The following is a 15,756-nucleotide window of genomic DNA, read 5'->3' on the forward strand; positions in this document are numbered from 1 at the left end:
AAAAGCGGGACGCAAAGAAGCTTGTATAGCTTTCTGCATCCCGTTTCTTATTTTGAAACCTTTTTCCTATAAATAGAATATATATGTTATTTTTTTATGATTCGATAGTCGGATTTTAATTATTTCGAGCGTAGATTTTAAATAATCTCTATATTTGAAATAAAAAACAAAATAACGATGGAAAGCGATATACCGAGGTACGATTTAACAGTTGATTATATAGTGGGAGAAGGATTTGGGATAAACTTACTGAATGGGTATAAGAATTTTCATTGTAAAATAGAGGCAGGATTCTTCATACTTTGTGTGAAAGGGACAATACAGGCAACAATTAATGGAGAACGATATAATATTGTCGAAAATGATTTAATCACTCTGCCACCTAATTATTTCATGGAAATTCATGAGTTTTCATCTGATATTCATATTTATTATGCAGGCTTTTCATCTCAGTTCATAGAAAATATAAATCTGATGAAGTCCACCCAGCATCTGCTTCCGATAATAGTAGAAAATCCGGTTATCAATTTGTCTCCATTGCAAGCCTGTAGCTATAAGATGTTTTATGAGTCATTGATTCTTGCGTATGCTTCTGCCAAGACATTGGCCAATAAAGAGATCGTAAAGGCTGTACTCACTATGTTTATTCAGGGAGCAACAGAGATTTATAAGCTACAGAGCAATCGGTATTTATCTACTCAATCAAGAAAATATGAGATATACCAGGAGTTCCTGCAACTGGTCATGAAGAATTATACAGTTCATCATGGTGCCTCCTTTTATGCTGATCATTTGGGACTTAGTCTGCCTCATTTTTGTTCAACAATTAAAAAGGCAGCGGGGAATACCCCGCTGGAAGTCATTGCTTCCGTCATTCTGATGGATGCTAAGTCTCGTTTAAAGTCAAGTAATGAACCAGTGAAGAATATCGCTTTGTCTTTGGGATTCTACAATATCTCTTTCTTCAATAAATTTTTTAAGCAGCATACCGGTGTCACTCCGCAGGAATACAGAGGGCATTAATCTTCTGTCTGCCTTTCGAATGGAAGAGTAACGATAAACCGGCTGCCTTTTCCCATTTCAGACTCTACGGAGATGTCTCCTTGCAAATGTTCCACAATCGTTTTGCAGATAGAAAGTCCCAGGCCGGTTCCTTGTTTAAAAGTATCTACTTTATAAAAACGGTCGAATATTTCTTTTTGGCATTCTTGAGGAATCCCCGACCCAGTATCTTCCACAAAGATATTCACAAAGTCTGCATTGACTGGGTCAACTGCATAACCAAAATGAATATACCCTTTTTCGGTAAATTTACGGGCATTGTTAATAAAGTTACATACGACTTGTTTCAGACGTGTAGCATCTGTGTTAATATAGACATCTTCATTGGGAAATGATGCTCTGATCTCTATTTCGGATATAGGTTTCATAGCTTGTTCTTTCTCTATATCCATCATGAGAGATTGAAGAGAACAGTCAGTAAAAGTAAATTTAATGGTATTTGATTCAATCTTGGATAAATCAAGTACATCATCAATCAGTCTTACTAAATGTTCGCTGTTGATACTGATTAATCTCACAAAATCGGCACGTTCTTCCTCGCTTAATTCATCATAAGTGGAACCGATTACATCAGAGAAGCCGACTATTGCATTTAGTGGTGTGCGAATCTCGTGGCTCATATTTGCCAGAAAAGCCATTTTGAGACGGTCACTTTCTTCAGCTTTCTTACGTGCTTCGATTAAGGTATTCTCTATGTCTTTATATTCTTGAATACTCATGCAGATACCGACCAACCGATAGGGATGCCCTGAGATATTGGCAATATAAGTAGACTGGCCTTCAAACCATTCCCAAGTTCCGTCTCCACGATGCAAGCGGAAGGAGACAGATTTATCGAACGTTTCCATGCCGCTAAGTTGCACAATAAAGGCGTCGGCCATAGCTTGCCGGTCGTCAGGATGAATCATATTTACGTATTCTTCCATAGTCAGAGTGTTGTTTTCTCCGGCCGAAATACCTAAATGTTCGAAATAACGGTTGTCGAGGGTAAACTCACTTCGGTTTATATCATAATACCACGGATATATCCTGGTTCTTTGTAAGGCTGTGTTCAGAATATACTCCTGTGTCAGTTCTACAGTGATATTACGAAAAAAGAATAAGATCTTTTTCAGATTGCCATCTTCCTTGATCGTTGCAAAATCACCTCTGATCGGGAATTGTGTATAATCCACCTGTTCTTGCATGAAAGTATGTTCAGGAAGTGAATAAGTTTGTTCACCCTGACGAATCTTCTCTAAGATGACAGAAAGAATATCTTCTTTATTATTTAATAATTTGAAAAGGATATTGGTTGGAAGAGGCATCATCTCATTGGCTGATGAATGGACATGAAGTTCGGTTTGAGCCTGGCGATTAAGCTGGATAACCTCTCCATTTATATTAAATATAATAACTCCGTCAGGCAGGATATCTAGTAACTCATCATTGTAAAGTGTTTGTTTATTCTCTTCCATTTCTTTTGTTTTTTAATGCAGAACATGAGATAAATGACATGAATGTATAACAAAGAAAAACATTTCCCGGAAGATAATGCGATATTCATATATGTTTTTACTCCTGTCTGAAGGAGTATTTTAATTCGCAAGACCTTAATCGTTAAAACGATGTTTGCATTTTAATAATTGATATTCTTATTTTAATTACAGTTTTAGTTCCGAATCTTCAATCGTATGCTCATACTGTGCGTGTGAAGCAAGACAACCCTTCATAGAGTGTTTCTCCTTTTATTATTCTTCAATATTAATGTAAAAGAAAGGGGTACAAAATGCCCCTTCGTCCGTCTTCTTGGTATGAAGAAAAAAGAACGAATGAAAATATATACATTACTGCTTGGCGCATTGGTCGCTTGCCCGATGCAGGCACAAACAATGCATGACTGGGAGAATCATCATGTTCTCCAGATTAATCGTGAACCGGCACGGGCTGCTTTTACTCCTTTCTCCGTACAGAAAGGAGACTGTTCGATGTCTTTGGACGGAACATGGAAGTTCCGATGGACTCCTGTTCCGGGCGAAAGAATCATAGATTTCTATCAGACTGATTTTAATGATAAAGACTGGAAGGACTTTCCTGTTCCTGCCAATTGGGAAGTCAATGGATATGGCACGCCTATTTATGTATCTGCAGGTTATCCGTTTAAGATAGATCCTCCGCGAGTAATGGGAGAGCCGAAAGCTGACTATACGACCTATAAAGAACGAAACCCGGTCGGACAGTATCGGCGCACATTCGTTTTGCCTGTGGGATGGGAAGCGGACGGACAGACTTTTTTGCGCTTTGAAGGAATGATGAGTGCTTTCTATGTCTGGATAAATGGCGAACGGGTAGGGTATAGCCAAGGCAGTATGGAGCCAAGTGAATTTAACATCACCGACTATCTGAAGACTGGTGAGAATCAGATAGCATTGGAAGTGTACCGTTATAGTGACGGGTCTTATCTCGAAGATCAGGACTTCTGGCGTTTTGGCGGCATTCATCGTAGTATTCATCTGATACATACACCTGATGTTCGTATGCGTGATTATACAATACGCACTCTTCCTGCATCTGCCGGCAATTATAAGGACTTTATTTTGCAGATCGATCCGCAATTTAGTGTATACAGAGGTATGACCGGAAAAGGATATACCCTGCAAGCTGTGTTGAAAGACGTAAGTGGAAAGGAGATAGTAAAGTTACAGGGAGAGGTGGAAGAAATACTGGATCTGGAGCATAAAGCAAGCCGGATGAATGAGTGGTATCCGCAGCGTGGACCACGTAAGACAGGACGTCTGTCAGCCATGATAAAATCACCGGAAAGATGGACAGCGGAGACACCCTATCTTTATAAATTACACCTGACTTTGCAGAATGCGGAAGGAAAAGTGATAGAACAGGCGGAGCAGTCGGTCGGTTTCCGTACTGTAGAAATCAATAAAGGACAATTACTGATTAACGGTAATCCGGTTCGCTTCAGAGGTGTGAATCGTCATGAACACGATCCACGGACGGCACGCGTAATGAGTGAAGAAAGAATGCTTCAGGATATACTGCTGATGAAACAGGCAAATATCAATGCCGTTCGTACCAGCCATTATCCCAATGTGAGCCGTTGGTATGAACTCTGTGATAGTTTAGGGCTTTATGTGATGGATGAAGCGGATATCGAAGAGCATGGTCTGCGCGGGACACTGGCAAGTACTCCCGATTGGTATGCTGCATTCATGGACCGTGCAGTCCGCATGGCAGAACGTGATAAGAACTATCCAAGTATCGTGATGTGGAGTATGGGGAATGAAAGCGGCTACGGACCGAACTTTGCAGCTATTTCTGCATGGTTACACGATTTTGATCCTACACGCCCCGTTCATTATGAAGGTGCGCAGGGAGTAGATGGCAATCCTGATCCGAAGACGGTCGATGTGATCAGCCGTTTCTATACCCGTGTGAAACAAGAATATCTGAATCCGGGCATTGCAGAAGGAGAAGACAAAGAACGCGCGGAAAATGCACGTTGGGAACGGCTGTTGGAAATAGCGGAACGTACCAATGATGACCGTCCGGTAATGACAAGCGAATATGCCCATTCGATGGGAAATGCGTTGGGCAACTTTAAAGAATATTGGGATGAAATATATAGCAATCCCCGTATGCTGGGCGGTTTCATATGGGACTGGGTAGATCAGGGAATTTATAAAGAATTGCCTGATGGTCGCATTATGGTGGCGTATGGCGGAGACTTCGGTGATAAGCCGAATCTGAAAGCTTTCTGCTTTAATGGTCTATTGATGAGTGATCGTGAGACGACTCCGAAGTATTGGGAAGTAAAGAAAGTATATGCACCGGTTCAGTTGGCCGTCAACAATGGACAATTGATCGTTACAAACAGGAATCATCATATAGACTTATCTCAGTATCGCTGCTTATGGACATTGACAATAGATGGTAAACAGAAAGAACAGGGAGAAATCACATTACCGAAAGTCGCTCCGGGTGAGAGTGAAACAATTACTTTACCAGCTTTCCGTTCCTTATCGGACAAGAAGGCTTTAAACAGAAAAGGCAACAACAGCAACTCAACGAATACGCTTTCTGATTGTCAGCTAAAAGTAAGCATCGTATTGAAATCTGATGCCCTTTGGGCGAAAGCCGGTCATGAAGTTACTTGGGAACAATTCTGCTTACAGAAAGGAGATTTGTTGTCTGCCGATCTGATCAATAAAGGAGCGCTGCAAGTAAAAGAGGATGATAAATCTTTATCGGTTAGCGGACGCGGCTTTTCAGTTCAGTGGGAAAAGAAAGGAACCGGAAGTATGACTTCCCTTACGTACAATAGCAAGGAAATATTGGCTTATCCGGATGATTTTCCGGTTCAGCCCGTCACACAAGCATTCCGTGCACCGACAGATAATGACAAGAGTTTCGGAAACTGGCTGGCAAAAGACTGGAAACTGCATGCCATGGACCATCCTCTGATTAGTCTGGAGTCTTTTGATCATGAAGTACGTGCAGATGGGGCAGTCATAGTACGTATCCGGACAACTAATTTATATAAAGAAGGCAAAGTGACAACGACATCCGTCTATACCATTTCTTCCGATGGAGTCATTGATCTGAAAACAACTTTCTTACCGCAAGGAGTACTTCCGGAATTGCCTCGTTTGGGGCTTGCATTCTGTCTGGCTCCTGCCTATAATACCTTTACATGGTATGGCAGAGGACCGCAGGATAATTATCCCGATCGCAAGACATCTGCTGCAATAGGACTCTGGAAGGGAACGGTAGCAGAACAGTATGTACATTATCCTCGTCCGCAGGATAGTGGAAATAAGGAAGAAGTACAATTTTTTACGCTGACAGACAAACGGAATAAAGGTATCCGTGTAGATGCGGTAGAGGATGTATTTTCTGCCTCTGCTTTGCATTATACTGCACAGGATTTATATAAAGAAACTCATGACTGCAATCTGAAGCCACGTCCCGAAATTATTCTCAGTATGGACGCAGCCGTGCTCGGATTAGGGAATAGCAGCTGCGGACCGGGCGTACTGAAGAAGTATGCTATTGAGAAAAAAGAACATACGCTGCATATACGCATCAGCAAGCAGTAAAATAAGAATTGATACAAATAAATAGTAACTAACACAATAATAAAAGTAACAATGAGAAAAGTAACCACTTTATTATCAACCTTGGCGTTGGCAACTACTCTGGCTGCTCAAACCCTTCCGCAAACGGAACGGCAATACCTTTCCGGTCACGGATGTGATGATATGGTAGAATGGGACTTCTTCTGTACTGACGGACGCAATTCCGGCAAATGGACGAAGATCGGTGTACCGTCATGCTGGGAGTTGCAGGGCTTTGGCACTTATCAGTATGGAATCACCTTTTATGGCAAAGCATTCCCCGAAGGCATCGCCGATGAAAAAGGAATGTATAAGTACGAGTTTGAGGTCCCCGAGAAGTTCCGCGGGCAGCAGGTAAATCTGGTATTCGAAGCTTCGATGACAGATACCGAAGTTAAAGTAAACGGGCGTAAAGTCGGCTCGAAACATCAGGGAGCTTTCTATCGTTTTTCATACAATGTCACAGATTTCCTTAAGTATGGAAAAAAGAATCTGCTGGAAGTAACCGTTTCAAAGGAAAGCGAAAATGCCAGTGTGAATCTTGCCGAGCGACGTGCCGATTATTGGAACTTCGGAGGTATTTTCCGTCCGGTATTTCTGGAAGTAAAACCTGCGATTAATTTACGTCATATCGCCATTGATGCGCAAATGGATGGTTCCTTCCGTGCCAATTGCTATACCAATCTGTCTAATGACGGAATGAGTATCCGGGCACAGATTTTGGACAATAAAGGCAAAAAACTAACTGAAACGACCGTCCCTGTAAAAGCGGGAGGAGACTGGACTTCTTTACAGCTCAAGGTCTCTGATCCGGCTCTGTGGACAGCCGAAACGCCGAATCTTTATAAAGCTCAGTTTTCTTTGCTGGACAAAGACGGAAAAGTGCTGCACAACGAGACAGAAACATTCGGTTTTCGTACCATCGAAGTACGCGAAAGTGACGGATTATACGTAAACGGTGTACGCATTATGGTACGTGGTGTCAATCGCCATAGCTTCCATCCGGAAAGTGGCCGTACATTAAGTAAAGCGAAAAATATCGAAGATGTTCTTCTGATGAAAGACATGAATATGAACTCCGTCCGTCTGAGTCACTATCCGGCTGATCCGGAGTTTCTGGAAGCTTGTGATTCTTTGGGACTTTATGTGATGGATGAATTAGGAGGCTGGCATGGTAAATACGATACTCCGACCGGAGTACGTCTGATCGAAGGAATGATAGAGCGTGACGTTAACCACCCGTCTATTATCTGGTGGAGTAATGGTAATGAAAAAGGATGGAATACCGAACTCGATGGAGAATTTCACAAGTACGATCCGCAGAAACGTCCGGTGATTCATCCGCAAGGCAATTTCTCTGGTTTTGAAACCATGCATTACCGTTCTTACGGAGAAAGTCAGAACTATATGCGCTTGCCGGAAATCTTTATGCCGACAGAATTTCTCCACGGTTTGTATGATGGCGGTCATGGTGCCGGATTATACGACTATTGGGAAATGATGCGTAAACACCCCCGCTGTATCGGTGGTTTCCTTTGGGTACTGGCGGACGAAGGAGTGAAGCGTGTCGATATGGACGGATTCATTGATAATCAAGGAAATTTCGGCGCTGACGGTATTGTAGGACCACATCATGAAAAGGAAGGCAGTTTCTACACAATCAAGCAGTTATGGAGTCCGGTACAAATCATGAATACTTCTGTCGACAAACAGTTTGACGGTAAGTTCTCTGTAGAAAACCGTTATGATTTTCTGAATCTGAACACTTGCCGTTTCCTTTGGAAACAGGTGAAGTTCCCTACCGCAACAGATGCTTCTAATACAACTGCTCAAGTTCTGAAACAAGGGGAAGTACAAGGAAGTGATGTTGCAGCCCATTCGGCAGGTGTGCTGGATATTAAAACAACGATCCTTCCGGATGCCGATGCCCTTTTCCTCACAGCCATCGACCGATACGGTCATGAACTTTGGCGCTGGACTTTCCCTGTGAACAAACTGAATCAGGCTAATGAAGTGCTCTCTCCCTTATCTAATAAGGTAACCTCTACAGAAACAGAAAATGAACTTACCGTAAAAGCGAAGAACCATACTTTCATTTTCTCAAAGAAAGACGGTCAGCTGAAAGGTGTATCCGTAAACAATCGCAAGATCAGCTTTGCCAACGGACCTCGCTTCATCGGTGCCCGTCGTGCCGACCGCTCATTGGATCAGTTTTATAATCACGATGACGAAAAAGCGAAAGAAAAGGATCGTACCTACAGCGAATTCCCTGATGCTGCTGTATTCACAAAACTGGATGTAAAAGAAGACGGAGGCAATCTGATTGTTACTGCCAATTATAAACTGGGTAATCTGGATAAAGTGCAATGGACAATCAATCCAAATGGAGAAGCGGTGCTGGATTATACCTACAATTTTTCCGGCGTGGTAGATTTAATGGGAATCTGCTTCGACTATCCCGAAGATCAGGTGATCAGTAAACGCTGGCTGGGAGCGGGGCCCTATCGTGTATGGCAGAACCGTATTCATGGCACGCAATATGATGTCTGGGAAAACGACTATAACGATCCTATTCCGGGTGAAACTTTCACATATCCCGAATTCAAAGGATATTTTGGCAGTGTTTCCTGGATGAACATCCGCACGAAAGAGGGTACTATCAGCCTGACCAATGAAACTCCGGATGCTTATATCGGAGTATATCAGCCGCGTGACGGTCGTGACCGTTTACTTTATACGCTTCCTGAAAGTGGAATTTCTGTCTTGAATGTGATTCCTCCTGTACGTAATAAAGTAAATTCTACAGATCTATGTGGCCCGTCATCGCAGCCTAAATGGGTGAATGGTCCGCAGAGCGGACGAATCATTTTCCGGTTTATGGAATAAATAAATGAAATAAAAAGGTACTCACATTGCGTTGGGTACCTTTTTTTAATGTAAATATAGCAAATATAAAATGGTTTAAAAGAGTCATAAGTGAGGAATAATCATTATTTTTGTTTCGTTTTATAGATTCAGATTAACGAGTTCTTTCCTATGTACACAATACTAATTATAGAAGACGAACCCAGGGTGGCAAGTTTGCTGATGAACGGGCTGGAAGAAAATGGTTATCAGACCATGGTAGCTTATGACGGATTAATGGGGCTGCGGCTTTTTCAGGCACATACGTTCGATCTGGTTATATCTGATATTGTTCTGCCTAAGATGGACGGATTCGAGCTGACGAAAGAAATCCGTAAGTCCAATCCCCGTATTCCTATATTAATGTTGACGGCATTAGGATCAACGAACGATAAGCTGGACGGTTTCGATGCCGGTGCAGACGACTATATGGTGAAGCCCTTTGATTTCAGAGAGCTGAATGCCAGAATCAAAGTTCTATTAAAACGTGTCTCAGGAAATGTACCGGAGTTACCGCAGGAACTTGTTTATGCGGATCTGCGCATTGATCTTCAGCGGAAAGACGTAGAACGAAATAACGTTCCCATTAAACTTTCTCCGAAAGAATATAACCTGCTGCTATATATGGTCGAAAATGCCGAAAGAGTATTGAGCCGGGTAGAGATAGCGGAGAAAGTCTGGAACACGCATTTTGATACGGGAACCAACTTTATTGATGTATATATCAACTACCTTCGCAAAAAGATAGACCGTAACTTTGAACCGAAACTTATTCATACCAAAGCAGGGATGGGTTTCATACTGACTGACAAATTATGAAAATCCGGACAACGCTGACTCTGCAATATGCGGGCATTACAGCTGCGGTATTCTTCGCATTTGTTGTAGCTGTCTATTACGTAAGCGAGCATTCGCGCAGCAATGCCTTCTTTCGCAACCTGCAAAGTGAAGCTATAACCAAAGCTCACTTATTTCTTAATAATCAAGTAGATGCAAAAACGATGCAGTCTATTTACCTGAACAATCAGAAGTTTATTAATGAAGTAGAGGTAGCCGTCTATACCACAGATTTTAAAATACTGTATCATGATGCCCTTCAAAACGACATAGTCAAGGAAACACCCGAGATGGTAAAACGTATTCTGAAACGAAAGAATATCAGTTTCTATGTGGACGAATATCAGGCAATAGGACTTGTGTATCCGTTTGAAGGGCAAGACTACATTGTCACTGCCGCTGCCTATGATGGCTATGGATACGCTAACCGGGATGCACTGAGAAATATGCTCATTCTGTTATTTATCGGAGGATTGACCGTGTTGGCGGTTGTCGGATATATCCTCTCCCGAAGCACCTTAAAGCCTATACGCAATATCGTGAAAGAAGCGGAGAAAATCACCGCCTCACATATCGACAAAAGACTGCCAGTGAAAAATGAACAGGACGAACTGGGAGAACTGAGTATTACATTCAATGCACTGTTGGAACGTCTGGAGAAGTCCTTCAACTCGCAAAAGATGTTTGTCAGCAATGTATCTCACGAACTACGTACACCTATGGCAGCCCTTACAGCCGAACTGGATCTGGCCCTGTTGAAAGAACGAACCTCCGGACAATATCAGGCAGCCATCAGCAATGCACTGCAAGATTCCCGACGGATCATAAACCTGATCGACGGATTGCTGAATCTTGCAAAAGCCGACTATCAGTCGGAACAGATTACAATGGAAGAGGTCCGGTTGGATGAACTGTTGCTGGATGCCAGAGAACTAGTCCTAAAAGCCCATCCGGATTATCATATCGAATTAGTATTTGAGCAGGAAGCCGAGGAAGATAACGTGCTGACCGTAATCGGAAACAGCTATCTGTTGACTACTGCCTTTGTGAATCTGGTAGAGAACAACTGCAAGTACTCTTCCAACCGGACTTCATCCGTCCTGATAGCTTATTGGGAACAATGGGCTATTATCCGCTTGTCTGATAATGGCGTAGGAATGTCCGATGCAGACAAAGAAAACCTGTTTAAACTGTTTTATCGGGGAGAAAACAAGAATATAGCTCCCGGAAATGGTATAGGTATGGTTTTGACACAGAAAATCATCCACCTTCACAAAGGCGAACTTACCGTAGCTTCTCATAAGGACGAGGGAACTACCTTTGTGGTAAAACTTCCGCATATCTAAAAAATTCTAATAGTTTTCTAATACCACTCTAATCATTCTCTAACGGTTTCCTTCCGAAGTCCTCTTTACTTTTGCATCGAATTAATAAATGCAGTTAGTAACTTAAAAAAATTAGAGAGTATGGTATGGAAGAAAAAACTGCGTTCATCACAGTACACATTCAATTCAGAGAGAGTATTTTTGGTTGCCACGCAACCCGGTAAGTCAATTTATTCCTGTTTGCAGACTACAAAGCTTGGATTAACACTGAGAGAAGTACAGGAGCGACAATCCATTTATGGAAGAAACGAAGTCATCCATGAACAGAAAAAGAATCCGTTTATACTGTTTGTCAGAACGTTTATCAATCCTTTCATAGGCGTTCTGACAGGACTTGCCATCATATCCTTGTTTCTGGATGTATTGATGGCTGAACCCGGAGAGCAAGAATGGGCAGGGGTAATCATTATTTCGTCCATGGTATTATTCAGTGCTATCCTTCGTTTCTGGCAGGAATGGAGAGCAAGTGAAGCTACAGATTCTTTAATGAAGATGGTAAAAAACACTTGTCTGGCAAAACGTGCCGGAGAACAGGAAGAAGAGATCGATATAACAGAACTCGTTCCGGGAGATATTGTGTACCTGGCAGCCGGTGATATGGTTCCTGCCGATATACGTATCATCGATTCAAAAGACTTGTTTATCAGTCAGGCTTCACTGACGGGTGAGTCCGAACCGATAGAAAAGTTTCCGGAAGTACAGGGACAACAGTTTCGTAAAGGAAGTGTCATAGAGTTGGACAATATCTGCTATATGGGTTCCAATGTGATTAGCGGTGCGGCAAAAGGAATTGTTTTTGAGACGGGAAATAAAACCTATCTAGGTACAATAGCCAAAAGTCTGGTCGGACATCGTGCCACTACAGCCTTTGATAAAGGTATCAGCAAAGTCAGCTTTTTATTGATTCGTTTTATGCTGGTTATGGTTCCATTCGTGTTTTTCGTGAATGGTTTTACGAAAGGTGACTGGTTCGAAGCCTTCATTTTTGCCGTATCTGTGGCGGTCGGTCTTACTCCCGAAATGTTACCTATGATTGTGACGGCTAACCTGTCTAAAGGAGCAATCGCCATGTCCAAAAAGAAAACAATCGTAAAGAACCTCAATGCCATTCAGAATTTTGGAGCAATGGATATACTTTGTACTGATAAAACCGGTACATTGACTTGCGATAAAATTGTGTTGGAGAAGTATATCAATGCAGACGGCAGTGATGACAACAGTAAACGTATTCTTCGTCACGCGTACTTCAACAGTTATTTTCAGACCGGCTTGAGAAACCTGATGGATAAAGCAATCCTCTCTCATGTAAGAGAGTTGAATCTGGAACATTTGAAGAATGCCTATACCAAAGTCGATGAAATTCCTTTCGATTTTACACGCAGAAGGATGTCTGTCGTTATAGAAGACAGGCAAGGGAAGCGGCAAATTATTACCAAAGGAGCGGTAGAAGAGATTCTCGATGTCTGTTCGTATGCCGAGTTCGACGGAGAGATACATCCTTTGACTGACTCCTTGAAAATAAAAGCGCAAAAGATCAGTGAAGAAATGAATCGGCAAGGTATGAGAGTATTGGCGGTTTCCCAGAAAAGTTTCATCGAAAAGGACTGTAATTTTGCCATCGAAGATGAAAAAGAAATGGTGTTGATCGGATATCTTGCTTTTCTTGATCCTCCCAAACCTTCTGCCGCCGAAGCCATCGAACAATTATATATGCATGGAGTAGCAGTCAAAATATTGTCGGGAGACAATGATACCGTAGTGAAAGCTATTGCCCGTCAGGTGGGGATTGATACCGGGCACTCCCTTACCGGAATAGAAATGGAGGAAATGGATGAAACAACATTGAAAGAAGCAGTAAAAGACACTACGTTATTCTCCAAACTCACTCCCTTGCAAAAGACCCAAATCATCTCTCTATTGCAGGAGCAAGGTAATACAGTTGGTTTTCTGGGAGATGGCATCAATGATGCAGGCGCCTTGCGTCAGTCAGATATTGGCATATCTGTCGATTCGGCGGTAGATATAGCAAAAGAAAGTGCGGATATCATCTTGCTGGAGAAGGATTTGATGGTATTGGAAGACGGCGTACTTGAAGGTAGAAAGACATTTGGTAATATCAATAAGTATATAAAGATGACTGCCAGTTCCAATTTTGGCAATATGTTCAGCGTGATGTTTGCAAGCGCCTTTCTGCCATTCCTGCCCATGATGCCGATACATTTGCTGATTCAGAACCTATTATATGATATATCACAGACAACCATACCATTCGACCGTATGGACCCGGAATTTCTGAAGAAACCGCGCAAATGGGATGCATCTGACCTGAGTCGCTTTATGATTTATATAGGACCTATCAGTTCTATCTTTGATATTGCTACCTATCTGGTCATGTGGTATGTGTTCAGTTGTAACAGTCCCGAACATCAGACTTTGTTTCAGACCGGATGGTTTGTAGAAGGTTTGTTATCCCAGACATTGATTGTCCACATGATACGTACCCGTAAAATACCATTTATACAAAGCCGGGCCACGTGGCCTGTTATGGGGCTGACGTTCTTAATTATGGCAGTAGGCATTCTTATTCCTTTCACAGCTTTCGGACGTTCCATCGGCCTGACGGCTCTTCCTTTGGGTTATTTTCCCTGGCTGATTGGTATTTTGCTTTCCTATTGTATCCTGACGCAATTGGTAAAGAACTGGTATATCAGGAAGTTTGTACGTTGGCTATAGCATTCGGCCTGTTTATCCCACAAATTATGTATATATAATGTGAAATATCTAAAATTGAGACAGATAACCTTTCAAAAGTTCTTGCCTCTAAAAATAATTTCATACATTTAGAGGCAAGAACTCTTAAATGTTAGATTTACGAACATACTAATATTCAAACACAATGAAACACAGTTTATACTTTCTGATAATAATTACCTTGTTGTTTGCCGGATGCCGTCAAAAAGCCCAGAGTAATTTCCAGTCCGAATCTTCTGCACAAACAGAGAAAAGCAATCCCTCATTGGAAGAGTATGCTGAAGAAGCAGTCATTACAGGCAAAGTCCTAAACCGGGATTTCTATCCTCAGGAAAAGGAACTGACTCTCATTATCCCATTTTTCAGAGATATGGGAAATCAGTATCGTTCGCCCATACAAAAAGATGGTTCATTCTCTTTCCGCTTTCCGGTTTATGCCAAATTAAGGGAGGTTTCTATCCGCAACTATGCAGAACATCTTTATATCCACCCGGGAGACAGCATACATGTAGAAATAGACTTCAAAGATCTTTTTCATCCTAAAGTAACAGGTGATGCCGAAAAGCTTAATCAGGAGATATTGGCGTTCACTGAAAGTGCATATTACTATATACAGAATTACAATATGAAACCGGAATCAGACGTTAAGGATTTTGAGGCTGAATTAAAAAAGGATTATAATTTTCGTTTGGAACGTAGGAATGAGTATCTGGTGAAGTACAAGCCAATGGAAGATGTAGTACTGTTTACTGAAGAATTGCTGAAGCAGGATTATTATTATGCGCTGTTATTCAATGGTATGTCATACTTGTTTGAAACGAGAAAAGAGATGGACCGTTATCATACACTTTTACCTGAAATCAATAAACTATATACTAAAGGCATACTCTCGGCACGCTTATACGATGTTGCTGATGAAGCAGAAAGATATATTGCTTATGGGATCGCTTTCAGAGATAAAAAGAATCCTTCGATAGAAGAGATCATGGCTACAATGGGGGAGAGTGAGATGAATCAGTATTTATATACTAAGTTGATAGCCGGTTCTTTATGTACTAATGACACACTTGCTTTTCACGAAAAACGTACACAGTTTGACTCAATCGTTAAAATGTCGCATCTACGTGCACAGGTGATGCAGATCTATAATCAGACCAAATCATATCTAAAAAATCCACAGCCTGTTTCCGACAATTTATTATATGGCGAATTCCATGAGAACTCAAAGCATACAACACGTATGCCATACATGAAACCTGTCTATGATGTGCTCGAAAAGAATCGTGGAAAAGTGATTTATTTCGATTTTTGGGCCAGATGGTGTCCTCCTTGTCTGGCTGAAATGGAACCTTTAAAACAATTGCGCAGCAAATTCTCTACAGATGATTTGATTATATATTCCATTTGTGTGAGTGAACCCAAAGAACAATGGGAGGAATGCCTGAATGAGTATTCATTGAAAAACCGGGGAATTGAATGTGTTCATGTGACTGATTATTTGGGAATAGATAACTATCAGAAAATTCGTAAGCAATGGAAAATAGACAGGATGCCTTACTATGTATTAATAAATAGAAAGGGGCAGATTATTGATTTCGGAACTGCGGCACGTCCCAGTAATCCGCAGTTAGTATCCCGAATAGAAGAAGCGGTGAAATGAGACTTATTTTGTAGAAAGCAATACTGCCTAAAAAATTAAATAGTTT

General features: G+C 41.6%; 8 protein-coding genes. 7 read left to right on the forward strand and 1 reads right to left on the reverse strand.

The window, feature by feature from the left end; all coding sequences use genetic code 11:
• The first annotated feature begins 177 nt into the window (after positions 1-177).
• Positions 178-1,023, forward strand: coding sequence for an AraC family transcriptional regulator (locus tag DW640_RS07100; protein ID WP_016267663.1), 846 nt, complete (start codon positions 178-180; stop codon positions 1,021-1,023).
• Here the strand turns inward: DW640_RS07100 and DW640_RS07105 are convergent.
• The gene (locus DW640_RS07105; protein ID WP_117577705.1) at positions 1,020-2,519 is read right to left on the reverse strand and encodes an ATP-binding protein; all 1,500 of its coding nucleotides are present in this window, start codon (positions 2,517-2,519) and stop codon (positions 1,020-1,022) included. The genes DW640_RS07100 and DW640_RS07105 overlap by 4 nt on opposite strands.
• A gap of 354 nt (positions 2,520-2,873) precedes the next feature.
• Here DW640_RS07105 and DW640_RS07110 point away from each other — a divergent pair, with 354 nt between their 5' ends.
• From DW640_RS07110 to DW640_RS07135, 6 genes are all read left to right on the forward strand, one after another.
• Positions 2,874-6,155 (forward strand): glycoside hydrolase family 2 TIM barrel-domain containing protein, encoded by a 3,282-nt coding sequence (locus DW640_RS07110; protein ID WP_117577707.1) that lies wholly within the window; start codon positions 2,874-2,876, stop codon positions 6,153-6,155.
• A 51-nt stretch (positions 6,156-6,206) separates the two neighbouring features.
• Positions 6,207-9,059, forward strand: coding sequence for a glycoside hydrolase family 2 TIM barrel-domain containing protein (locus DW640_RS07115; RefSeq protein ID WP_074855729.1), 2,853 nt, complete (start codon positions 6,207-6,209; stop codon positions 9,057-9,059).
• Between the two features lie 150 nt (positions 9,060-9,209).
• A complete protein-coding gene (locus DW640_RS07120) occupies positions 9,210-9,896 on the forward strand; it encodes a response regulator transcription factor (protein ID WP_008761639.1) in 687 nt (228 codons plus the stop codon).
• Positions 9,893-11,260, forward strand: coding sequence for a HAMP domain-containing sensor histidine kinase (locus tag DW640_RS07125; RefSeq protein WP_072066575.1), 1,368 nt, complete (start codon positions 9,893-9,895; stop codon positions 11,258-11,260). The genes DW640_RS07120 and DW640_RS07125 overlap by 4 nt, the downstream gene beginning before the upstream one ends.
• Positions 11,261-11,380: 120 nt before the next feature.
• On the forward strand, positions 11,381-14,032 hold the full coding sequence (gene mgtA, locus DW640_RS07130; RefSeq protein WP_016267658.1) for a magnesium-translocating P-type ATPase: 2,652 nt from the start codon (positions 11,381-11,383) through the stop codon (positions 14,030-14,032).
• Positions 14,033-14,195: 163 nt separating this feature from the next.
• Positions 14,196-15,710, forward strand: coding sequence for a TlpA disulfide reductase family protein (locus DW640_RS07135; protein ID WP_061473737.1), 1,515 nt, complete (start codon positions 14,196-14,198; stop codon positions 15,708-15,710).
• Positions 15,711-15,756 lie beyond the last annotated feature (46 nt).

This window comes from Bacteroides sp. AM23-12 (genome assembly GCF_003434395.1).
Classification (GTDB): domain Bacteria; phylum Bacteroidota; class Bacteroidia; order Bacteroidales; family Bacteroidaceae; genus Bacteroides; species Bacteroides thetaiotaomicron.